This window comes from Treponema primitia ZAS-1 (assembly GCF_000297095.1).
Lineage (GTDB): Bacteria > Spirochaetota > Spirochaetia > Treponematales > Breznakiellaceae > Termitinema > Termitinema primitia_A.
Window position 1 is genome coordinate 22,461 of record NZ_AEEA01000058.1, and the last position, 20,711, is coordinate 43,171.

The 20,711-nt window shown below is 51.5% G+C and carries 36 protein-coding genes; 4 read left to right on the plus strand and 32 right to left on the minus strand.

All coding sequences use genetic code 11. The annotated features are described in order from the left end of the window. Positions 1-37 precede the first annotated feature (37 nt). The 32 genes from TPRIMZ1_RS0110865 to rpsL all read right to left on the minus strand — a co-directional run bounded on the left by TPRIMZ1_RS0110865 (position 38) and on the right by rpsL (position 16,502). A complete protein-coding gene (locus TPRIMZ1_RS0110865) occupies positions 38-238 on the minus strand; it encodes a hypothetical protein (RefSeq protein WP_010259311.1) in 201 nt (66 codons plus the stop codon). Positions 239-249: 11 nt separating this feature from the next. After that, positions 250-789 carry a 50S ribosomal protein L17 gene (gene rplQ, locus TPRIMZ1_RS0110870; protein WP_010259314.1) on the minus strand — a complete coding sequence of 180 codons (540 nt, stop codon included), beginning with the start codon at positions 787-789 and terminating at the stop codon, positions 250-252. Next, a complete protein-coding gene (locus TPRIMZ1_RS0110875; protein WP_010259317.1) occupies positions 779-1,834 on the minus strand; it encodes a DNA-directed RNA polymerase subunit alpha in 1,056 nt (351 codons plus the stop codon). Before TPRIMZ1_RS0110875 ends, rplQ begins: the two co-directional genes overlap by 11 nt. 9 nt (positions 1,835-1,843) lie before the next feature. After that, positions 1,844-2,479, minus strand: a complete 636-nt coding sequence (gene rpsD / locus TPRIMZ1_RS0110880; RefSeq protein WP_010259319.1) for a 30S ribosomal protein S4 — start codon at positions 2,477-2,479, stop codon at positions 1,844-1,846. 16 nt (positions 2,480-2,495) lie between these two features. Then, positions 2,496-2,882: a 30S ribosomal protein S11 gene (gene rpsK / locus TPRIMZ1_RS0110885; RefSeq protein WP_010259321.1), complete on the minus strand. Its 387-nt coding sequence runs from the start codon at positions 2,880-2,882 to the stop codon at positions 2,496-2,498. Positions 2,883-2,906: 24 nt separating this feature from the next. Then, entirely contained in the window at positions 2,907-3,272 is a 366-nt protein-coding gene (gene rpsM, locus TPRIMZ1_RS0110890) for a 30S ribosomal protein S13 (protein WP_010259323.1), read from the minus strand. A gap of 8 nt (positions 3,273-3,280) precedes the next feature. Continuing rightward, complete coding sequence (rpmJ, locus tag TPRIMZ1_RS20060) at positions 3,281-3,394, minus strand: 50S ribosomal protein L36 (RefSeq protein ID WP_010259325.1); 114 nt, start codon at positions 3,392-3,394, stop codon at positions 3,281-3,283. An 82-nt stretch (positions 3,395-3,476) separates the two neighbouring features. Further along, the gene (secY, locus tag TPRIMZ1_RS0110895) at positions 3,477-4,805 is read right to left on the minus strand and encodes a preprotein translocase subunit SecY (protein WP_010259327.1); all 1,329 of its coding nucleotides are present in this window, start codon (positions 4,803-4,805) and stop codon (positions 3,477-3,479) included. Next, on the minus strand, positions 4,805-5,224 hold the full coding sequence (gene rplO, locus TPRIMZ1_RS18840) for a 50S ribosomal protein L15 (RefSeq protein ID WP_051004311.1): 420 nt from the start codon (positions 5,222-5,224) through the stop codon (positions 4,805-4,807). Before rplO ends, secY begins: the two co-directional genes overlap by 1 nt. 49 nt (positions 5,225-5,273) lie before the next feature. Continuing rightward, positions 5,274-5,459 carry a 50S ribosomal protein L30 gene (rpmD, locus tag TPRIMZ1_RS0110910; protein ID WP_010259335.1) on the minus strand — a complete coding sequence of 62 codons (186 nt, stop codon included), beginning with the start codon at positions 5,457-5,459 and terminating at the stop codon, positions 5,274-5,276. 3 nt (positions 5,460-5,462) lie between these two features. Further along, on the minus strand, positions 5,463-5,990 hold the full coding sequence (rpsE, locus tag TPRIMZ1_RS0110915) for a 30S ribosomal protein S5 (protein WP_010259337.1): 528 nt from the start codon (positions 5,988-5,990) through the stop codon (positions 5,463-5,465). A gap of 8 nt (positions 5,991-5,998) precedes the next feature. Beyond that, the gene (gene rplR / locus TPRIMZ1_RS0110920) at positions 5,999-6,361 is read right to left on the minus strand and encodes a 50S ribosomal protein L18 (RefSeq protein WP_010259339.1); all 363 of its coding nucleotides are present in this window, start codon (positions 6,359-6,361) and stop codon (positions 5,999-6,001) included. Between the two features lie 12 nt (positions 6,362-6,373). Beyond that, positions 6,374-6,913, minus strand: coding sequence for a 50S ribosomal protein L6 (rplF, locus tag TPRIMZ1_RS0110925; RefSeq protein WP_010259341.1), 540 nt, complete (start codon positions 6,911-6,913; stop codon positions 6,374-6,376). Positions 6,914-6,923: 10 nt separating this feature from the next. Continuing rightward, positions 6,924-7,322 carry a 30S ribosomal protein S8 gene (gene rpsH / locus TPRIMZ1_RS0110930; RefSeq protein ID WP_010259343.1) on the minus strand — a complete coding sequence of 133 codons (399 nt, stop codon included), beginning with the start codon at positions 7,320-7,322 and terminating at the stop codon, positions 6,924-6,926. A gap of 14 nt (positions 7,323-7,336) precedes the next feature. Further along, positions 7,337-7,522 (minus strand): type Z 30S ribosomal protein S14, encoded by a 186-nt coding sequence (locus TPRIMZ1_RS20065; protein ID WP_010259349.1) that lies wholly within the window; start codon positions 7,520-7,522, stop codon positions 7,337-7,339. Positions 7,523-7,529: 7 nt separating this feature from the next. After that, a complete protein-coding gene (gene rplE, locus TPRIMZ1_RS0110935; RefSeq protein WP_010259351.1) occupies positions 7,530-8,081 on the minus strand; it encodes a 50S ribosomal protein L5 in 552 nt (183 codons plus the stop codon). After that, positions 8,081-8,404, minus strand: a complete 324-nt coding sequence (gene rplX / locus TPRIMZ1_RS0110940; protein ID WP_010259353.1) for a 50S ribosomal protein L24 — start codon at positions 8,402-8,404, stop codon at positions 8,081-8,083. Before rplX ends, rplE begins: the two co-directional genes overlap by 1 nt. 9 nt (positions 8,405-8,413) lie before the next feature. Continuing rightward, a complete protein-coding gene (gene rplN / locus TPRIMZ1_RS0110945; protein WP_010259355.1) occupies positions 8,414-8,782 on the minus strand; it encodes a 50S ribosomal protein L14 in 369 nt (122 codons plus the stop codon). A gap of 13 nt (positions 8,783-8,795) precedes the next feature. Then, entirely contained in the window at positions 8,796-9,086 is a 291-nt protein-coding gene (rpsQ, locus tag TPRIMZ1_RS0110950) for a 30S ribosomal protein S17 (RefSeq protein ID WP_010259357.1), read from the minus strand. A gap of 10 nt (positions 9,087-9,096) precedes the next feature. Next, positions 9,097-9,327: a 50S ribosomal protein L29 gene (rpmC, locus tag TPRIMZ1_RS0110955; protein WP_010259359.1), complete on the minus strand. Its 231-nt coding sequence runs from the start codon at positions 9,325-9,327 to the stop codon at positions 9,097-9,099. A gap of 17 nt (positions 9,328-9,344) precedes the next feature. Further along, on the minus strand, positions 9,345-9,770 hold the full coding sequence (gene rplP / locus TPRIMZ1_RS0110960) for a 50S ribosomal protein L16 (protein ID WP_010259362.1): 426 nt from the start codon (positions 9,768-9,770) through the stop codon (positions 9,345-9,347). A 1-nt stretch (position 9,771) separates the two neighbouring features. After that, on the minus strand, positions 9,772-10,479 hold the full coding sequence (rpsC, locus tag TPRIMZ1_RS0110965) for a 30S ribosomal protein S3 (RefSeq protein WP_010259365.1): 708 nt from the start codon (positions 10,477-10,479) through the stop codon (positions 9,772-9,774). Beyond that, a complete protein-coding gene (gene rplV, locus TPRIMZ1_RS0110970; RefSeq protein ID WP_010259368.1) occupies positions 10,480-10,851 on the minus strand; it encodes a 50S ribosomal protein L22 in 372 nt (123 codons plus the stop codon). 8 nt (positions 10,852-10,859) lie between these two features. Beyond that, complete coding sequence (gene rpsS, locus TPRIMZ1_RS0110975) at positions 10,860-11,141, minus strand: 30S ribosomal protein S19 (RefSeq protein ID WP_010259370.1); 282 nt, start codon at positions 11,139-11,141, stop codon at positions 10,860-10,862. Between the two features lie 9 nt (positions 11,142-11,150). Then, complete coding sequence (gene rplB / locus TPRIMZ1_RS0110980) at positions 11,151-11,981, minus strand: 50S ribosomal protein L2 (RefSeq protein ID WP_010259372.1); 831 nt, start codon at positions 11,979-11,981, stop codon at positions 11,151-11,153. Positions 11,982-12,003: 22 nt separating this feature from the next. Beyond that, a complete protein-coding gene (locus tag TPRIMZ1_RS0110985; protein WP_010259373.1) occupies positions 12,004-12,291 on the minus strand; it encodes a 50S ribosomal protein L23 in 288 nt (95 codons plus the stop codon). After that, positions 12,288-12,938, minus strand: coding sequence for a 50S ribosomal protein L4 (gene rplD, locus TPRIMZ1_RS0110990; protein ID WP_010259375.1), 651 nt, complete (start codon positions 12,936-12,938; stop codon positions 12,288-12,290). Before rplD ends, TPRIMZ1_RS0110985 begins: the two co-directional genes overlap by 4 nt. Positions 12,939-12,949: 11 nt before the next feature. Then, positions 12,950-13,570: a 50S ribosomal protein L3 gene (rplC, locus tag TPRIMZ1_RS0110995; RefSeq protein WP_010259378.1), complete on the minus strand. Its 621-nt coding sequence runs from the start codon at positions 13,568-13,570 to the stop codon at positions 12,950-12,952. 49 nt (positions 13,571-13,619) lie between these two features. After that, entirely contained in the window at positions 13,620-13,928 is a 309-nt protein-coding gene (gene rpsJ, locus TPRIMZ1_RS0111000) for a 30S ribosomal protein S10 (RefSeq protein ID WP_010259381.1), read from the minus strand. A 77-nt stretch (positions 13,929-14,005) separates the two neighbouring features. Next, positions 14,006-15,196, minus strand: a complete 1,191-nt coding sequence (gene tuf / locus TPRIMZ1_RS0111005) for an elongation factor Tu (RefSeq protein WP_010259384.1) — start codon at positions 15,194-15,196, stop codon at positions 14,006-14,008. Between the two features lie 450 nt (positions 15,197-15,646). Beyond that, positions 15,647-16,117 carry a 30S ribosomal protein S7 gene (rpsG, locus tag TPRIMZ1_RS0111015; RefSeq protein ID WP_010259386.1) on the minus strand — a complete coding sequence of 157 codons (471 nt, stop codon included), beginning with the start codon at positions 16,115-16,117 and terminating at the stop codon, positions 15,647-15,649. Between the two features lie 10 nt (positions 16,118-16,127). After that, positions 16,128-16,502 (minus strand): 30S ribosomal protein S12, encoded by a 375-nt coding sequence (rpsL, locus tag TPRIMZ1_RS0111020; RefSeq protein ID WP_010259388.1) that lies wholly within the window; start codon positions 16,500-16,502, stop codon positions 16,128-16,130. Between the two features lie 294 nt (positions 16,503-16,796). Here rpsL and TPRIMZ1_RS0111030 point away from each other — a divergent pair, with 294 nt between their 5' ends. From TPRIMZ1_RS0111030 to TPRIMZ1_RS0111045, 4 genes are read left to right on the plus strand one after another with little or no spacing between them, the layout of a single operon-like run. Beyond that, positions 16,797-17,924, plus strand: a complete 1,128-nt coding sequence (locus TPRIMZ1_RS0111030) for an ABC transporter ATP-binding protein (protein ID WP_026043675.1) — start codon at positions 16,797-16,799, stop codon at positions 17,922-17,924. Beyond that, entirely contained in the window at positions 17,921-18,805 is an 885-nt protein-coding gene (locus TPRIMZ1_RS0111035) for an ABC transporter permease (protein ID WP_010259394.1), read from the plus strand. Before TPRIMZ1_RS0111030 ends, TPRIMZ1_RS0111035 begins: the two co-directional genes overlap by 4 nt. Further along, entirely contained in the window at positions 18,802-19,608 is an 807-nt protein-coding gene (locus TPRIMZ1_RS0111040) for an ABC transporter permease (protein WP_010259397.1), read from the plus strand. Before TPRIMZ1_RS0111035 ends, TPRIMZ1_RS0111040 begins: the two co-directional genes overlap by 4 nt. Before the next feature lie 32 nt (positions 19,609-19,640). Next, complete coding sequence (locus tag TPRIMZ1_RS0111045; protein WP_010259401.1) at positions 19,641-20,705, plus strand: polyamine ABC transporter substrate-binding protein; 1,065 nt, start codon at positions 19,641-19,643, stop codon at positions 20,703-20,705. The last annotated feature ends 6 nt before the right edge of the window (positions 20,706-20,711 follow it).

Consider the following 20,711-nt stretch of genomic DNA (forward strand, 5'->3'; position numbering starts at 1 on the left):
TTTTGCGGTTTTATTTTTCTCTTATGGATAGGATTAGTTACGCCTGGGGCACTGTTTTCTTACCGTGTTTTAAAGCGGCTTTACAGGTCTTACAGATTTTGATCTTCGTTTTAGTATCACCCTCTCCAACTTCCTGTTCGTAGAGAATCTTTGTGTTTTCCCTGGAACAAACCGGACAGGTTCCCCGGCCGCGGGCAGCAAGCTCCCGAATGCCCTTACCTCTATGTGCTTTAGACATGTACTTCTCCCTTACTTAGCCGCCGGAGCGGTTTTTCTCGGCGCCTTAGCTTTGCCCTTAGCGGCAGCAGTCTTAGCGGCGCCCTTTGCGCTGTCCTTCTTTCCGTCGGTCTTCTTTTCCTTGGCGTCAGCGGTGTCAGCTTTCTTCGCATCAGCCTTTTTGGCCTTTTTATCCGTGGTGCCCTCGATATCCAGCTTATAGTCTACCAGTTCAAGGATAACCACATCCGCAGCATCCCCCAGGCGTTCCCCCAGCTTGATGATCCGGGTATACCCACCGGGCCTTTCCTTCATGCGCAGAGCAATATCGGTAAAGAGCTTAGCCACAATGCCTTCGTCGTACAGCCGTGCAGAAACAAGGCGTCGGTTATGAACCGAATCAACCTTAGCCCGGGTAATAAGTTTCTCCGCACTCCGGCGGATTTCCAGAGCCTTGGCCTTGGTGGTCCTAATCCGCTCGTAGCGGAAAAGAGAGGTTACCATACTGCGGTGCAGCGCCTTCCGGCTGGCCGCCATCCGTTCAAGGGGATTAAATCCGCTTCTATGATTCATCTTCTTCTTCCTTATGGGGGGCTATTTTAACCGCATTCTTCAGCACGTTGATATCGGTTATACCGAAATTCAGATTCCACTCCTTGAGCTTCTCTTTAATCTCCTGGAGGGACTTTTTCCCGAAGTTACGGGTCTTGGCGATATCATCCTCGGTTTTCCGGGTTAATTCCCCAATAGTTTTAATGTTCGCGTTCTTAAGACAGTTGGAAGACCGGACCGAAAGTTCCAGTTCCTCCACCGGGGTATTAAGAATCTGCCGGATCCGCTCGTCATCCTCGTCCAAATCCTCATCAAGCCCCAGGTTGTTTTCATCAAAGTTAATAAAAACAGAAAAATGATCCTTGGCTATCTTGGCGGCTTCCGCCAGGGCATCATCGGGTTTGATAGTTCCATAGGTCCATATCTCAAGAACCAGTTTGTCATAATCACTGCGCTGCCCCACCCGGGTGGGCTCTACCGCAAACTTTACTTTCTTTACCGGCGAGAAAATCGCATCCATGGGAATAGTACCAATCACATCCACATAGCGCTCATTCACCTCCGAGGGAATGTAACCCCGGCCAAGGTCGATCTGCACCTCAAACTCAAGACGGGCATCGTCCATAAGGGTCATAATATGCTGCCCTGTGCTCAGTACTTCTACCTGACCGGTACGCTCAAAATCGTCACTTTTTATTTCGCCCTTTCCGGACCATTCGTAGAGGAGTATATCCTGCTCAATATCCTGGGGAAGCTTGAGCCGAATCTGCTTGAGGTTATTGATAACCTCAAGGGTATCCTCAACAATATTTGGAATGGTCTCAAATTCACTGGAAACACTATGGGCAACCCCTTCGGCGTCATAAGAAGTAATCTTAACCGCCGTGATTGCGTAACCCTGAATTGAAGAAAGGAGAACTCTTCGCAGGGTATTGCCCACAGTCGTACCGAATCCCGGTTCGAAAGGAGCGGCGATGAACTTTCCGTAATTCGGTTTAAGCTCACCATGCTCAAAGGTGATACCTTTCGGGCGTTTGAATCCTTTAAGCAGGTTCTTACGGGCCATGGGAACTCCTTATTTTGAATACAATTCGACGATCATCTGTTCTTTGATGTCCGCCAAATCGGTAATATCACTGCGGCGCGGAGAAGCAAGGAATTTTCCCTTCATTTCGTCCGGATCAAGCTGCAACCAGGGCATCACCCCGGCTTTGCCAAATTCCTTAAGGGCTTCCTTTATAACCACCAGGTTTCTGCTGGGTTCCTTAATCTCAACCACATCCTCGGGACGTACCAAAAATGATGGGACGTTAACCCGTTTACCGTTAACCGCCACATGTCCGTGCAGAACGAACTGACGGGCCTGGCTACGGCTTACCGCAAAGCGCAACCGGTACACCACGTTGTCCAGCCTGCGTTCCAGTAATACAAACAAATTCTCACCGGTAATACCGGGCATACGAAGCGCCCGCTCAAAGAAAAGGCTGAACTGCCTTTCCTGCATACCGTAAATTCTCTTAAGCTTCTGTTTTTCCCGAAGCTGAACTCCATAATCAGAACGTTTCCCCGCCCTGGCTTTCGGATCCTTCCCCGGAGCGGGTCTTTTTTTATTGATAGGGCATCTATCGCTCTTGCAGCGATCCCCCTTAAGCATCAATTTTTTCTGTTCCGCCCGACAGAGCCGACAAACCGGCCCGGTATATCTTGCCATGTTTCCTAAACCTCCCTCAAATGCGCCGTGTTTTCCGCGGCCGGCAGCCGTTATGCGGAATTGGAGTAACGTCGTTGATAGACTTTACTTTAATACCCAGCGCGCCGAGTTGACGAATCGCCGATTCCCGTCCAATACCGGGTCCCTTAACGTACACATGCACTTCCCGCAGGCCCACCTGGAGAGCCTTCGAGGCCGCAGTTTCCGTAACGGTCTGCGCGGCAAAGGGGGTAGATTTCTTTGCGCCCCGGAAGCCTAAACCACCGGAACTCGCCCAGGAAATAGCGTTACCCATCAGGTCGGTGATGGTCACAATAGTATTGTTAAACGTAGCCTGGATATATACGTTTCCCTCATAGACGGACTTTTTTTCTTTCCGCTTCTTCGTAGTATTAGCAGCCACTCTTTCCTCCGCTATATTTGAACATTACTTCTTCTTCCCGGCCACGGTCTTCTTCTTACCCTTCCGGGTACGGGCATTAGTCCGGGTCCGCTGTCCACGCAGGGGCAGACCCTTGCGGTGCCGCAGGCCCCGGTAACAGCCAATATCCATAAGCCGCTTGATATTAAGGGCAATTTCGGTACGCAGCCGGCCCTCTACCTTATAGTCATTTTCAATAAACTGCCGCAGTTCGTTCAATTCTTCCTGGGACAGGTCGTTAATCAGCCGCAGGGGATCGATTTTCGCCTTGGTGCAGATATCATCGGCGCTGGACCGACCAATACCAAAGATATAGGTCAACGCGATGTTAACATGCTTATTCGGGAGGTCAACCCCCGCTATACGTGCCATAACTGCTCCTAGCCTTGTTTTTGTTTATGCTTGGGGTTCTGACAAATGATACGAACAATACCATTCCGCTTAATCACCTTGCATTTATCGCAAATCGGTTTAACACTAGTTCGGACTTTCATCCCTCATTCTCCCTTAAAACCCCAGGGTCTAACCGTAGGGTAAAATCCATTAAAACGAATTTGTTATAATTCGTCAACCTAACTACAAATTCCGGCCCCGTAAGCGGCCCCGCTTGGTCAAACCCTCGTGGTGGTGCATCTTTAAGAGCGCCTCCACCTGGCTCATGGTATCCAAATCAACCCCCACCAGGATTAACAAGGAAGTACCCCCCATCAGGTATGAAATCGATGAGGGGAAATTGAACAAATGCTGTATAATAGTGGGAAGCACCGCGATTATCGCCAGGTACAGAGAACCGGGAAGCACAATCCGGTTCAATATCTTGGTAAGATACTCCTCAATTTTATCGGTCCGGATTCCCGGTATGGAACCACCATTTTCCCGGATATTCTTGGCAATCTCTATGGGATTCAAGCTTACCTGGGTATAGAAATAGGCGAAAAAGATGATGAGCAATACATACAATATATTGTACAAGGTACCCCGGGGGCTTAATGCCCGAGAAACCGCCGCAAGCCAGGCCACGTTGCCCCCAATAGTAGAAGCTATCTGGAGGGGGAAGGTGAGGATCGAGGAGGCAAAGATTACCGGAATAACTCCGGAAGGGTTAATCTTAAAGGGAATGTAGGTATTCTGAGCGCCGTACATCCTCCGGCCTACCACCCGCTTGGCGTAATGAACCGGTATTTTCCGCTGGCCCTGCTGCTCAAAGATGACCAAGGCTACCACGGCTACAAACATCACAAAGACCACGATTACAAAAACCAGGTTAAGGTCTCCGTTCCGTACCCGGCCAAAAAGCTCCCACAATGCGTTGGGGAGCCGGGCCACGATACCGGCAAAGATCAACAGGGAAATGCCGTTCCCGATACCCCGCTTGGTGATCTGCTCCCCCATCCACATAAGAAACATAGTCCCCGTAGTAACGGTAAGCATGGCCAAAAGAGTAAAGGGCAGCATACTGAGACTAAGGAGATTCTCCACGGTCCGGGAAATGCTCTGGGCATACTGGGTAACCGCAAAGGACTGGATAAGACAAACCACCACCGTTCCAAGACGCTGGTAGGACTGTATTTTCTTCTTCCCCCCCTCTTCCTGGGAGATCTTCTTCAGCCTGGGGAAGACGATAAGGAGGAGCTGCATGATGATGGACATGGAGATATAGGGCATGATCCCCAGCATGAACACCGAGAAATTAGAGAAGGCGCCACCGGCAAAGAAGTCGAGGTAATCTATAATGGCGTTACCCGAATTCTGTTGAGAAAGGAAATAGGCGTTTAATTCCCGGACATTGATCCCCGGTATGGGAAGCACCGCCCCAAGGCGGAACACGACCAATATCACCAGGGTAAAGAAAATACGTTCCCGAAGTTCTTTTACCCTGAAAATTCCTACCAGTGGATTAGCCATTAATCATTCCCCGTAGTTTCAACGTTTCCGGTGGAAACTACGGTCCCCCCGGCCTTCTCTATCTTCTCTTTTGCAGAAGCGGAGATAGCTACAAGCTTGAAGCTGAGTTTCTTAGTAAGATCTCCATCACCGAGGATCTTCACCGGATTGGCGCCTTTAACCAAGCCTTTGACAAGCAAAGTACCGGGCTCAACGGTTTCTCCGTTCTCGTACCGCTTTTCAATTTCCACCAGGTTTACCACCTGAACGGTCTTCTTAAAAGGATAGTTAGAAAAACCCCGATGTGCTAAGCGCCGATACAGGGGCATCTGGCCGCCTTCAAAGCCCAGATAAGTCTTTCCGCCGGAACGGGACTGCTGTCCCTTATTACCCTTACCGGCGGTAGTTCCCCTTCCGGAACCTTGGCCCCTGCCGATGATGCGTTTCTTTTTATTAGCGCCTTCGGGGCGTGTAAATCAAAATCGTGCATTACTTAATCTCCTCCACCGTAATTAGATGGGAAACGACTTTCACCATTCCCAAAATTACGGGGCTTGCTTCCTGCTCGGAAACGGAACCTATCTTCCGCAGTCCCAGAGAACGAACCGTAGCCCGCTGTTTGGGAAGGGAGCCAATGACACTACGCGCCAGGCGGATTCTAATCTTTTTTGCCATACCTTAACCCCACAGCTCATTCAGGGACTTACCCCGATTCTTGGACACCGCTTTGGCATCCATCATACGGCTAATACAGTTAAAAGTAGCCTTTACCACGTTGTACTGGCTGGAAGCGCCGATAGACTTGCTGAGCACATCCGTAACCCCGCCGGCTTCCATGATGGCCCGTACCGGACCACCGGCGATAATACCGGTTCCGGAACAAGCGGGCTTTAACAAGACCCGGGAAGCCTTAAACAGGCCCTGGATCTCATGGGGGATGGTTCCGTTCTTAATGGGCAGCTTGACCATGTTCCTTTTAGCCTTATCAATACTCTTGCGGATAGCTTCGGACACATCGTTGGCCTTACCAAAACCGTAACCCACGTTACCTTTTCTATCGCCGACCACCGAAAGGGCGGAAAAAGAAAACCGACGTCCACCCTTCACAACCTTGGCGGTACGATTCAGCTTTACCAGCTTTTCGATAAATTCCTTGTCCGCAGGATCCCGGTCCCGGTTCCGATCCCTGTCCCGTGAATGTTCCATTCCGCCCCCTAAAATTCTATCCCGGCTTTCCGGGCGCCATCGGCCATGGCTTTTACCAAGCCATGATATAGATAGCCATTTCTATCAAAAACAACAGCCTTGATATTTTTCTCAAGAAGCCGTTTTCCCATCAATTCCCCCAGCTGCGCAGCGCCTTCCACGTTGGCCTTAATGCTCCGCAGTTCCTTTTCCAAGGTAGAAGCGGAAACCAGGGTATGTCCCTTAACGTCATCAATAATCTGGATGGACAGGGACCTATTGCTCCGGCTTACGCTCATCCGCGGCCGCTCGGCGGTGCCGGCGATTCGCTTGCGGATATGAACCTTCCGCTTAATCCGTTTTCTGTCTTTCTCGCCCATTTTTCGCAGCATTGCCTATTCCTCTTACTTAACGCCGGACTTACCGACTTTCCTTCTGATCTGCTCATCCTCATACCGGATACCCTTGCCCTTATAGGGTTCAGGGAGCCGGAGCTTCCGAATCTGAGAGGCAAACTCGCCCACCCGCTGTTTATCGATACCGCTTATCGTAAGCTTCCCGTTAGGTTCCGATACCACCGAAAGCCCTTCGGGTATGCCCACCAGTACCTCGTTGGAGTAACCCAGGTTCATGGTAAGCAAACCTCCCTGAACTTCGGCACGGTACCCAACCCCGGTGATGATCAGGGAGCGGGTAAAGCCCGTAGACACTCCTATGACCATGTTGTTCAGCAAATTGCGGTACAGGCCATGAAAAGACTTGGTCTGCTTTTCTTCATTAGTCCTCTCCACCTGAATAGCATTGCCCTTTGTTTCAAAGGTGATCTCCGGGTGGTACTTCTGGGTTAATTTTCCTTTAGGGCCTTCCACGGTGATTTGTTCATCCTGGAAACTAACCTTTACCCCCGCAGGAACCGTAACCGGTATTCTTCCGATACGCGACATATTTTTCCTCTTACCAAACGGTACAGATGATTTCTCCGCCGACTTTCTTCTCGGCGGCCTTCTTGCCGGTGGTTACCCCCATGGATGTTGAAACAATGAGGATTCCGTAACCGTTGTATACCCGGGGCATGCCCTTGTAACCGGTATACACCCGGCGGCCTGGTTTAGAGACCTTCTCGATACCATGAATAACCGGACTGGTTAGATCATCATACTTAAGGAATACCCGGATGGTGTTAGCACCCTCCTGGTTAACCTTCTTAAAATTTTTGATATACCCTTCTGTTTTTAAAATCTTGACGATTTCAAGTTTTAGCTTTGAGGTAGGGATATCAACCTTTTCATGCTTTGCCATTCCGGCATTCCGGATTTTGGTCAGCATATCCGCAACGGGATCAGAAACGCTCATCCTTTTCTCCTACCTTACCAACTGGATTTGGTGACGCCGGGGATGAGCCCTTCGCTTGCTAACTTGCGGAAGCAAAGGCGGCACATTTCGTATTTCCGCAGATAGCCCCTGGCTCTTCCGCAGATACGGCATCTATTAACTTTTCTCGTCTTATACTTAGGCGTCCGCAACGCCTTTATAATCATCGCTTTTCTTGCCATGTATACCTCACTTCCTAAAGGGCATGCCGAACTTGGCGAGGAAGGCCTTAGCCTCCGCGTCAGTCTTCGCCGTGGTGACGATGGCGATGTTCAGTCCCGATACCCGTTCTATTTTATCAAAATCGATCTCCGGAAAAATAATCTGCTCGGTGATGCCGAGGGAATAATTTCCATGACCATCAAATGCATTCTGATTCACACCCCGGAAGTCCTTAACCCGGGGGAGAGCTACATTCACCAGCCGGTCCAGAAACTCGTACATCATGGCCCCCCGCAGGGTTACCTTGGCGCCGATTTCCTGGCCTTCCCGGATTTTGAAGTTAGCAATACTCTTACGAGCCTTGGTCTTCACCGCCTTCTGGCCGGTGATGAGGGTAAGGTCGTCTATGGCCGCATCCAGGAACTTCTTATTCTGAAGAGCCACGCCTACTCCCATGCTGACAATGATCTTGTCAAGCTTCGGTGTTTGCATGGGCGACTTATAGCCGAACTCTTTGAAAAGTTCCGGGGCAATCTGATCTTGGTAAATCTTTTTAAGCCGCGGTACGTAGTTCTTCATTATAACGCCTCTCCGCACTTTCTGCAGACCCGGGTTTTTGTATCCCCGTCGATCTTGTACCCTATCCGGGTAGGTCCGCATTTTTTACAGACGATCTGCACATTACTACTGTGGATCGCCGCTTCTATTTCCACAATCCCCCCCCGATCCTGCTGGTTCCGCCGCTTCTGGGCCTTCTTGACAATGTTGGCTCCTTCCACGACGATCCGGTCCTTGGCCCGGAGGATCTTGAGAATCCGTCCTCGCTTGCCCTTGTCTTTACCGGCAATGATCTGGACCGTATCCTCTTTCTTCAGCTTGAATTTATGCGCTGCTTCAGCCATACCTAACTCCTAAAGTACCTCGGGAGCGAGGGACACAATTTTCATGTAGTCCTTCTCCCGCAGTTCCCGTGCCACGGGCCCGAAAATACGTTTGCCCTTGGGATTCAGATTCGCATCAATAATGACACAGGCATTATCGTCGAACCGGATATAGGTACCATCGGGCCGGCGGTACTCTTTGTGTGTACGTACCACCACTGCCTTTTCAACAGAACCCTTCTTTATAGTCGATGTCGGCAGGGCATCCTTTACCGCAACTACTATTGTATCACCGATACTTGCGTACTTCCGTTTGGAACCGCCAAGTACCTTAATACACTGCACAACCTTGGCGCCTGAATTGTCGGCCACATTCAGGTAAGACTCCACCTGGATCATTTCTCATACTCCCTTAGCGCGCCCGTTCCAGAACCGCCGCAAGTTTCCAGCATTTTTCCTTGCTGACAGGACGACATTCAATAACCCGCACCCGGTCCCCAATTTTAGCATCATTAGTTTCATCATGGGCCTTAACTTTCTTGGTCCGGGTAATATACTTTTTGTACAGCGGATGCAGAGTCTTGGTAACCACCGCAACAACGATGGTTTTATCCATCTTGTCGCTCTTAACGACCCCCACAAACTCTTTTTTTCCACTCTCGGCCTTAGGCTCCGCCGGTGCCGTAAGTTCCTGATCTGACATCATCTACTCCTTAGGCCTTTGCCGCCACCGCTTCTTTCAGCGTAGCCTTTGCCTGCGCAATTTCCTGCACCCGAATTATCGTGTTGAGCCGGGCGATCTGCCGCCTCATGGTGCGTTTCTGAAGCGGATTTTCCACATGGCCGATAACCACCTGGAACCGGAGTTCCATATACTTTCTATTAAGTTCATCCCGCTTAGCCTTAAGCTCGGCGAAACTTAAATTCTTAAAAGAATTTTTCATACCCTGTTCCCTACTTCCTAGGCGCCCAGCTCAAGATCCGAGCGAGCAACAAACTTAGTTTTAATCGGAAGCTTAGCTCCCGCCAGGTTCATGGCTTCTTCCGCCAGACTCCTTTCAATGCCCCCAAGCTCGAACATAACAGTCCCGGGTTTTACAACCGCGACCCAATATTCCGGAGCTCCCTTTCCCTTACCCATGCGGGTTTCCGCAGGTTTCTTGGAATAGGGCTTATCCGGGTAAATCCGGATCCACAGCTTTCCGCCCCGCTTTACGTGCCGGTTCATGGCGATACGGGCAGCTTCAATCTGCCGGTTGGTGATCCACATACGATCCATGGCAACCAGGGCAAATTCCCCAAAAGCCACGGTGTTCCCCCGGGTAGCGTTCCCGGGCATATTACCACGCTGCACCTTTCGGTGTTTAACACGCTTAGGACTTAACATACTAGCTCCTCGCAGGGGCGCGGTCGCGCTGCCGCTTCCGGACAAGGACACCCGCGTCTTCTTTCTGTTCCTTGCCGTATTTCATACCGTTATACACCCAGACCTTCACGCCGATGGCGCCAAAGGTGGTGTGGGCTTCCGCAAAACCATAGTCGATGTCCGCCCGCAGGGTGTGCAGGGGGATACGCCCTTCCTTAGACTCTTCGGTACGGGACATTTCCGCGCCGCCGAGACGGCCAGAAAGCCGGACCTTTACGCCCTGAGCATTACCCTTCTTGATAGCATTGCTGATGGCCTGCTTCATGGTCCGGCGGAAACTGCCCCGGGCTAAAAGCTGACGGGCAATATTCTGGGCCACGATCTGGGCATTGTTATCCGCATTCCGGACTTCCTTGATCTTTATCTGAATCTTCTTGTTAACATGTTTCTGGAGTTCCGCGCCGATCTTTTCGATATTGGCGCCCTTTATACCAATAATAACCCCCGGCCGGGCGGTGTGTATCACAATGGTGATACGCTGAGGATGCCGTATAATTTCCAGTTCCGCAATATCCGAACCCTTGGTTTCGTTCATATTGACAATAAATTTGCGGAGCCGGAGGTCTTCATGCAGGGTGTCGGCGTATTCCTTCGGATCCACATACCACCGGGAAGACCACGTTCTATTGATGCCAATCCGCAATCCGATAGGATTAACTTTTTGTCCCATTTATTTCCCCGCCTTATTTGTCTCATCAATTACCACCGTTATGTGGCACATCCTCTTCAGAAGCATATCCGCCCGGCCCCGTGCACGGAACCAAATCCGCTTCATCCGGGGACCTTCGTTGATCAACACTTCCTTAATATAGAGCATATCCTCGTCAAGCTGCTTGTTGGCGCTCAGGGCGTTCGACGCCGCGGACTTTACGGTCTTGCGGAGCAGACGGGCGCCTTTGTGGGGTATATTCTCCAACACCGACATGGCCTCGGGGTAGGGTTTGCGGCGAATCAGATCCGCCACGGGCCGCACCTTAAAGGGAGATGCGAGAAGGAACCTTGATATGGCCCGGTAACCGGACTTTGCTTGCTTTGTTTCCATAATATCATCTACCCCTTGGAGGCTTTCTTATCCGAACCCGCATGACCCCGGAAAATCCGGGTGGGGGAGAATTCACCTAACTTATGACCAACCAAGTTTTCCGTGATATACACGGGAACCCAGGTCTTGCCGTTATACACCGAAATAGTCCCCCCGACCATTTCAGGGATGATGGTGGAACAGCGGGAATAGGTTTTAATCATTCTCCGGTCCCCGGCTTTACTCATATCCAGCACTTTTTTATAGAGGCTCTTCTCTATAAAAGGGCCTTTCTTGATCGATCTTGACACCCGTTTCTCCTATTTCTTTTTACCACGGCTTACGATAAACCGGGATGAAGGCTTATGTTTATTCCGGGTCTTGAATCCCTTGGTGGGTTGTCCCCAGGGACTGACCGGATGAATACCCTTGTTCTTTCCTTCACCGCCTCCGTGGGGGTGATCTACCGGGTTCATGGCCATACCACGAACCGTGGGACGCACACCCAGCCAGCGTTTGCGGCCCGCTTTACCGAGCTGCACATTCATGTGATCCTCGTTGCCCACGGTACCAACGGTGGCATAGCACTTCTTGAAGACCATGCGCATCTCCCCGGAAGGCAGCTTGAGAGTAACGTAATCCCCTTCCTTAGCGGCAATAAGCGCGCTGGAACCGGCGGAACGGGCCATCTGGCCGCCCCGGCCCAGGGTGAGCTCAATGTTGTGTACCGTAAAGCCCAGGGGAATATTCTCCAGGGGCAGCGCGTTACCGGCTTCGATGGGCGCTTCGGGGCCGCTCAGGATTGCTGCGCCGATCACCAAGCCCTTGGGGGCAAGGATATAACGCTTTTCGCCGTCAACATAGTTAATCAGAGCAATATTGGCGCTCCGGTTGGGATCATATTCAAGGGTGACAACCTTTCCAGGTATGCCGATCTTGTCTCGCTTAAAGTCGATAGTCCGGTACAGCCGCTTATGGCCGCCACCCTTATGCCAGACGCTGATACGCCCGTGAGAGTCACGACCCGCTTTTTCCGGACGGCCCGTGGTAAGGGATTTTTCCGGCGCGGTGTGTTTGGTAAGATCCGAATAATCCAGGCTTTGCCATTGGCGCATTCCCGGTGTTATCGGCCTATACGTTTTAATTCCCATATATTTCCCCTACGTCCTTATCCTATACGCCTTCGAAGAGGCTGATCTTCTCGTCCTTAGGGAGACGGATGATCGCCTTCTTCCAGTTGGAGGTATACCCCGACCGGTTCCGCTGCCGCTTGGGCTTGCCGCCAACAACCATGACCGAACAGGAAATGGGATGGACATTAAAAAGCCTGCGAACCGCTTCTTTTATCTGAATCTTCGTGGCCGAAGGATCGACCCTAAACACATACTTGCCCTCTTCCCTAAGGTTGTTGGCTTTTTCGGAAAGCACCGGCTCGATAAGTACTTTTTCGTAGATGATCATTCAGCTGCCTCCCCTGCTTGCTCCTCGGCGTTATAAAAAGCACTCAGACTTTTAGCAGCAGTTTCCAGAAGAATAACCCGGCGGCCGTAGAAAATATCATGAGCCCGCAGACGGTTATAGGAAAGAAAACTGAGCCAGGGGATGTTGGCCCCGGCCTTCTTGATCTTGGCATCGTCATCCTTGAGGATAATCACGGTCCGCTGCTTATCACCGAAGTTCTTCAGCAGACTTGCCAGCTCCTTGGTTTTCCCGGATTCGATGGAGAAATCCTCCACCACCTTCAGGGTATCGCTCTGGGCTTTCAGACTTAAAATAGTTTTCAGCGCAAGACGCTTGGCCTTCTTCGGAATGGTATAAGAAAAATCCCGGGGCCGGGGGCCGAAAACAATACCGCCGCCAACCATGATGGGAGATTTTTTATCACCCCGCCGGGCACGGCCGGTGCCTTTCTGCTTATAGGGCTTGGCATTGGAGCCGTGAACTTCGCCCCGGTCCTTGGTACTGGCGGTACCCAGCCGTTTATTGGCAAGCTCATTGTTAATGGCATACCAGATAAGATCTTCGTTCACCGGAAGGCCGAATACGGCGTCATCCAGGTCTATGCTGCGAAGTTCCTTACCATCTGTGGAATACACTGTCCGATTCATTGTTTCCCCGCCTACTTCTTCACCGCGGCTCTGACCACCACGAGTCCCTTGTTAATTCCGGGGACCGCGCCGCGAACCATGATAAGCTTATTTTCCGTATCAACCTTGATGAGCCGCAGACTAAGAACTGTTTTCTGCTCCCGTCCCATACGGCCAGGAAGTTTCATGTTCTTAAAGGTACGGCCGGGATAGGTTGACTGCCCGGTTGAACCAGGTTCCCGGTGGAACTTGGAACCGTGGGAAGCACGACCGCCGCTAAAGCCCCAGCGCTTTATAACGCCCTGCATACCCTTACCCTTGGAAACTCCGGTGACATCTACATACCGGACCCCTTCAAACACTTCTATACCAAGCTCATCACCATCGGCTACTTCTTTTTCAAAGTCCCGAAATTCCCTGATACGCTTTTTCGGTTTGATATTTTCCGAAAACTGCCCGGCATAGGGTTTGCTCACCCTGCTCTGCTTCATATCATCAACCCCGAGGAGCACGGCGGAATAGCCGTCCTTATCCGCGGTTTTCCGGGCAACGACAGTATTAGGATCAATCCTCAGTACCGTTACCGGAACAAGATTACCCTCTTCGTCAAAAACCTGAGTCATGCCCACTTTCTTGGCCATCAGCCCCAACATAGTAAACTCCAAAGCGGTTTTTAACCGCATCCCTCGGACTTGAGTCCGCTTACTGCTTTATCTCAACATCCACACCCGCGGGAAGTTCCAACTTCATCAAAGAATCCATCACCTCTGCGGAGGGATTAATAATATCGATTAAACGCTTATGGGTACGCATTTCGAACTGTTCCCGCGCTTTTTTATTCACATGGGGAGAACGAAGCACCGTCACCTTGTTAATCCGGGTCGGAAGGGGGATGGGTCCGGTGACCTTGGCGCCCGCCTTCTGAACCGTCTGAACGATGGATTTCGCGCTCTGATCAATCAACTCCACATCGAAACCGCGTAATCGAACGCGAATTCGTTCCTTAGCCATTATTCCTCCGATGACTCGTAGTTTAATTTCCGGCTAAACCGAAAACTAAACTACGCTATCAATCATTTCAATCGGTGTTATTCGATGATTTCCGTAACCTGCCCGGAAGCAACGGTTTTACCGCCCTCACGGATAGCAAAACGCAATCCTTTCTCCATCGCAATGGGGTGGATCAGGTCACCGATAATCTCGGCATTATCCCCGGGCATTACCATTTCTTTCCCCTCGGGGAGATTGACCGTACCGGTGATATCGGTGGTCCTGAAATAGAACTGGGGCCGATAACCGGAAAGGAAGGGCCGGTGCCGTCCGCCTTCGTCCTTCGAAAGACAATAAATCTGTCCCTTGAATTTGCTATGGGGAGTGATACTGCCGGGCTTAGCCAAAACCTGTCCGCGCTCAACTTCCTTCTTTTCAACACCCCGGAGCAAGGCGCCGACGTTATCGCCGGCCTGGGCATCGTCCAGGAGCTTATTGAACATTTCAATACCGGTAACAACGGTCTTCTTGGTGGGCCGGATACCGACGATTTCAATTTCTTCATTCAGCTTGAGCAGACCCCGTTCCACCTTGCCGGTTACTACCGTACCACGGCCGGGAATGGTGAACACGTCTTCGATGGGCATCAGGAAGGGTTTTGCATCTTCCCGGACCGGGTCGGGGAAGTAGGTATCCATAGCTTCCAGGAGCTCATCCACGCACTTTGTGGCCTCCGGATTATCCGGTTCAGTCATGGCCTTAAAAGCGGAACCTTTGATGATGGGAATCTTATCGCCGGGGAACCCGTTGGCGGTAAGAACTTCCTTAACCTCTTCTTCAACCAATTCGATCAACTCAGGATCGTCCACGAGGTCGACCTTATTGAGGAATACGATCATATTAGGCACACCGACCTGACGAGCCAGGATGATGTGTTCCCGGGTCTGGGGCATAACCGAGTCCGGGGCGGACACGACCAGGATAGCTCCGTCCATCTGGGCGGCGCCGGTGATCATGTTCTTGATATAGTCGGCATGTCCGGGACAGTCGATGTGGGCATAGTGCCTCTTTTCGGACTGATACTCCAGGTGCCGGGTATTGATGGTAATACCCCGGGCTTTTTCTTCCGGGGCATTGTCGATTTCGTCGTACTTCATGACCTTATCACCGTATTTCTTACCACAATGCATGGTAATAGCGGCGGAAAGGGTGGTTTTGCCATGGTCAACGTGACCAATGGTCCCGACATTCATGTGAATTTTCGTTCGATTGAACTTATCCTTCGCCATAACGTGTCCTCCTTACGCTTTTGGGCACATAATTTAATTCATTCACTAAACACTCAAAAGAGTGCAAGACTAACCAGTAAACAGAGATTGTTGTTTATTAAAAGAAAAGAAGGGATGACAAGAGAACGGCGCTAAAAAAACCGTCACTGTCCACCTTTCTCATCTTTAACAACCTTATCATTGGGCTGTTGAAAGAACCGTATTCTTCAACATCCCACCACGATGATCGGTTTGGACTTTTAAGATTTCCGCGCCGTTCACCAAACCATTTGCCACAGGTAGGCAACTGATACTTCATACTATAAAATCTTTCTGCTGCCTCCCTGATAGCCGCACAACGCGGTAATCATAATCCGGCAATTTAAAACGCCGGACTTTTATTTCAAATAACCATTCCGGGGCGAACCCCGAATCCTTCAAGTATACAGAGAAAAATCCAGAGGATTTTTCCTACCATCTATAGTGGGCAAAGGCCTTATTCGCCTCCGCCATCTTGTGGGTATCTTCCTTCTTCTTGAAGGCAGTACCGGTATTATTATACGCATCCAGCAGTTCCGCCGCAAGCCGGTCATCCATGCCATGGCCGGAACGAGCCCGAGCGGCGTTGATAAGCCAACGCATTCCCAGGGCTTCCCGCCGGGATTCACGGATTTCCACCGGAACCTGATAGGTAGCGCCGCCAACCCGCCGGGATTTAACTTCGATATTTGGCTTGACGTTCTCTATGGCCTTAAGGAAAACCTCCAGAGGCTCCTTATCGGCCTTGGACTGAAGGGTCGCCAACGCACCATGGACTATCCGCAGGGATATCGAACGCTTTCCCTGCCACATCATACGGTTCACAAACTTAGAAACCACTACACTATTATACTTAGGATCCGGTAAAATACCCCGATCCTGGGTCTTCTTTTTACGTCCCATGACTACCCCCTTATGCCTTAGGCCGCTTGGCGCCGTACTTTGAACGGCTGCGCTTGCGGTCTTCCACACCGAGGGTATCCTTGGCGCCCCGGATAATATGATAACGGACACCGGGAAGGTCCTTAACACGGCCCCCACGGACCAAAACCACCGAGTGTTCCTGAAGATTGTGTCCAATACCAGGGATATAAGCGGTCACTTCCGTACCGTGGGAAAGGCGCACACGGGCAACCTTCCGCAGGGCGGAATTCGGCTTCTTGGGGGTAACCGTCATTACACGGGTACAAACCCCGCGTTTCTGGGGACAGGATTGGAGAGCAGGAGACTTCGTCTTGGAGGTAACTTGCTGCCGTCCAAAGCGAACCAGCTGGTTAATTGTTGGCATGTACTAAAAACTCCCTTAAATTCAAAAGGCCTTCGATTAGGTAAGCCAATCTATCAAAAACATAAAAAAAAGTCAAGCGGTTTTTGGCAATTTTTTACCAACCGCGATAAAAGCCCTATGAGACAAAAGGCTTATAAGAATATGTCAGAATATGGAAAAAAGTACAAGGGGTTTGGAAGAAATTGTTCCAATTTTTTGTATATTGACATTATGAATCATGAAATCTACACTTTTAAGATAAAGCCTACTATTTTTGTATAGTTTATCAGATAATAGTATACTGTGAAGGAAAGCGTGAACGGACAGGAATTGTTACGTTTGGAAGGTATTGAAAAAAGTTTCGTAGGGAGACTTGGTTCCAAGACACCGGTTTTGCGGGGTATCGATCTTTCTGTAAATTCCGGGGAATTTATCACCCTTTTGGGCGCCTCGGGCTGCGGTAAGACTACTACCCTGCGGATCATCGCGGGGCTGGAGAAGGCCGACGCCGGCAGGGTGTTTCTTTCCGGGGAGGATGTGAGCGATCTGGCGCCCAACCAGCGGGATGTAAACATGGTGTTTCAGAATTATGCTCTCTTCCCCCACATGAACGTGGCATCGAACATCGGCTACAGCCTTAAGCTGAAGGGCCGGCCCCGGGAGGAAATCAAAAAAATCGTCGCCGAAGCCCTGGATATGGTCCAGTTACCGGGGTTTGAGGAGCGGCTGCCGACATCCCTTTCCGGGGGACAGCGCCAGCGGGTGGCGGTGGCCCGGGCCATGGTGAACCGGCCTAAGGTGCTGCTTTTGGATGAGCCCCTGGGGGCGCTGGACCTGCAACTGCGCCGGCAAATGCAGTTGGAACTGAAACGGCTGCAGAAACAATTGGATATTACCTTCATATATATAACCCACGATCAGGAAGAGGCGCTGACCATGAGCGACCGTATTGCCGTAATGCGGGACGGCCGATTTGAACAGATCGGTTCCGCGCCTGAAGTGTACGCTCACCCTAAGACGAGTTTTGTGGCCCAGTTTGTGGGGAGCGCCAACATACTCCATGGAACCGCCGCTGTTTCCGGGAACGCCGGGAATGCGAGAAACATTGTTTTTGACCATCCCGCGGGACAGGTCCGGATACAAAACCTTGGGGCGCCCATTGCCCCGGGACAGAAACTGACCGTGGCGATCCGCTCGGAGCATCTGACCCTGGGAATGCCCTTCCAGAAAACCCTCTACGGCGCGGAAGGCCTGGAGGCTGAGGTTAGGGGGAAAAGTTTTGCCGGGGGGCAGCTCCGGATAAGCGCGGTACTTACGGGGGGTGAGGAGATTGTGGCCAGCCGCCACGGCATGGATACGCCCCTCAATACCGGGGATAGGATACGGATAAACTGGGCTAACCCTGCGCAGGCGGTTATCGTAGACCGGGAGGAACCGGTATGAGCCGGACCGGATCTCTACGGCGGTCCTTTTTACCCCGCCTTTCGCCGGCCCTTCCCCTGTACCTGTTTACCCTGGTTTTTGTGCTGGGGCCCCTTGTCTATATGCTTGCCCTGAGTTTTATGCACCGGGAAGGCGCCTGGGGGGTGGCTGCGGAATTTACCCTGCGCAATTATCAGCGTATAGGCATTCCGGAATTTGCGGGAACCTTTGTCCAATCTATACTACTGTCCTTAATCAGTACCGTCATGGTGATCATCCTGGGCTATCCCTTTGGTTACTTTATGGCCCGCCTGGATAAACGCTGGAGGAGCCGGGTTATGCTGCTGCTGATCATCCCCTTCTGGACGAGCTCCCTGATGCGGCTCTACGGCTGGATAATCATGTTCCGGGCCAACGGGCCGTTGGACATCCTGCTGATGGGCCTCCATATTACCCGGGAGCCCATGCGGCTGCTCTACAGCTACCCGGCGGTGGTTACCGGTATGATCTACGCCCTCCTGCCCTTTATGATTTACCCGGTTTATGCCAGCGCGGAAAAGCTGGACCGGGAACTGGTGGAAGCGGCCCGAGACCTGGGGGCCTCGCCGATCCGGGCCTTCCTCACCGTGAGCCTTCCCCTGACCATGCCGGGACTTTTCTCCGGGGTGGTCCTTACCTTTGTCCCCTCCATGGGGCTCTTCTTTATCGCCGACATCCTGGGGGGCAACAAGGTAGTATTGGTGGGGAACCTGATCCATGAACAGTTGATGAAGGCCCACGACTGGCCCTTCGCCGCCGCCTTAAGCGTGGTTCTTATGGTAATGACCAGTATTTTCATCTATCTGTACCGCAGGCTCAGCCGGACCCTGGGGGGCAGCGGCGAATTGGAAGGGCTGGTATGAACAAGCAGGGGTTCTTAAAAAAAGGCTATGTCGCCGTAATACTGGTTTTGATGTACGTACCTATACTGATAGTTATCATCTATTCTTTTAATACGAGCCGTTTGAGTTCGGCCTGGAGCGGATTTTCCCTCCGCTGGTACGGGGAGTTGTTCCGGGACCGGGCCCTGTTCAACGCCCTGCGGAACAGCCTGGTCCTGTCCCTGAGCTCAAGCTCTTTGGCGGCGATCATCGGGACCCTGGGCGCGGTGGGGACAGAGCGGACAGCGGACGCCCGATCCCTCCGGGCGAGGACCGGCAAGATCCTGGAATACCTTTCCCTCCTGCCCATCATGATTCCGGAAATTATCCTGGGCATGGTACTGCTGGTTTTCTTTTCCCTTCTGGCCCTCCCCCTGGGAATGTTCACCCTGATTATCGCCCATACCTGTTTTTGTATTCCCTATGTTTACATGGTGGTTAAGGCACGCCTCGCCGGGCTTGATAAGAGTTATGTGGAGGCGGCGAAGGATCTGGGCGCCGGGGATTGGCGGGCTTTTTACGACATCACCCTCCCCCTGATCCTGCCGGCTATTGTTTCGGGAATGCTCATCGCCTTTGCCATGAGCTTTGACGATGTGATTGTCAGCGTCTTTGTTACGGGCCCCGATACCAACACACTGCCCATCAGAATTTTTTCCCAGATTAAAACCGGGGTAACGCCAAAAACGAACGCCCTCTGTACCCTGCTCTTTGCCGCCACAGTAATACTGTGTCTTGCATCGGCTGCACTAGGTAAATCGCGGAGTAATAACCGTGGTATATAAATTGGCAAGAAAGAAACAAAAGGAGATCTAACGTGAAAAAAAACAGTGTTGTCCTATTGACCGCAGCAATATTCCTTATTCCGTTTATGGTAATAAGCGGGTGTTCAAAAAAGGATACGGTAAAAAAACAACTTACCCTCTATACCTGGGCGGAAATGTTCCCCCAGGAGATCCTCGACGGGTTTGAGAAGGATACGGGTATCGCCATCAATTATGTTAACTTTGAGGAAGATGAAACCATGTTAACAAAACTGCAAACCGCCAAGGGGGGAGATTACGATCTGATCATTGCCGATGACTATATCATCGAAACCGCCATTGCGGAGGGCTTGGTTCAAAAACTGGATAAGTCCAAGCTTTCCAACTACAGGAATATAAACCCCCTCTATCAGGGGCCCTTCTACGATCCCCGGGATGAGTATACGGTCCCCTACGGCGCCGGGGTGGTGACCCTGGTCTACGATCCCAGCAGGGTTTCTGTAAATATCCGGGGATACGCCGATCTTTGGGATCCTTCCCTGAAAGGTCAGGTCGGACTGCTTGGCAACTACCGGGTTATCAACGGCATGGCGCTCAAGGTACTGAAACAGAGTTACAACACCAATGATACCGCTGTTATCCGGCAGGCGGGGGAAAGGCTCCTGGGTCTGGCGCCGAATATCCGGCTGATCCGGGACGATTTCCTGGAGGAAGAACTTCTTTCCGGGGAAATTGCCGCGGCGGTGATGTACACATCCCAGGCAACTGCGGCAAAGCTGGAAAACCCCGAGCTGGAGGTGGTGTTTCCCACCGAGGGAATCGGTTTTGGAATTATGGGGAGCTTTATCCCCAGCAAGGCTCCCAACGCCGAAGCGGCCTACGCCTTCCTTAACTATATCCTGGATGCCCGGCGGGGAGCGGAGTGCTTTGAATACCTGGGGTACTACAGCACCTATACTGCGTCGGATCCCCTTATCAGCGATGAATACAAATCCTTCCTTACCCTGCCTGCGGGGTTCAACGTGAACATGGAGATGATCCAAAACATCGGCGAGGAAGCGGAGGAAGAACATTCACGGATCTGGACCGCCTTTAGAACCGCCGCGGGGCAACAATAGGGAAGC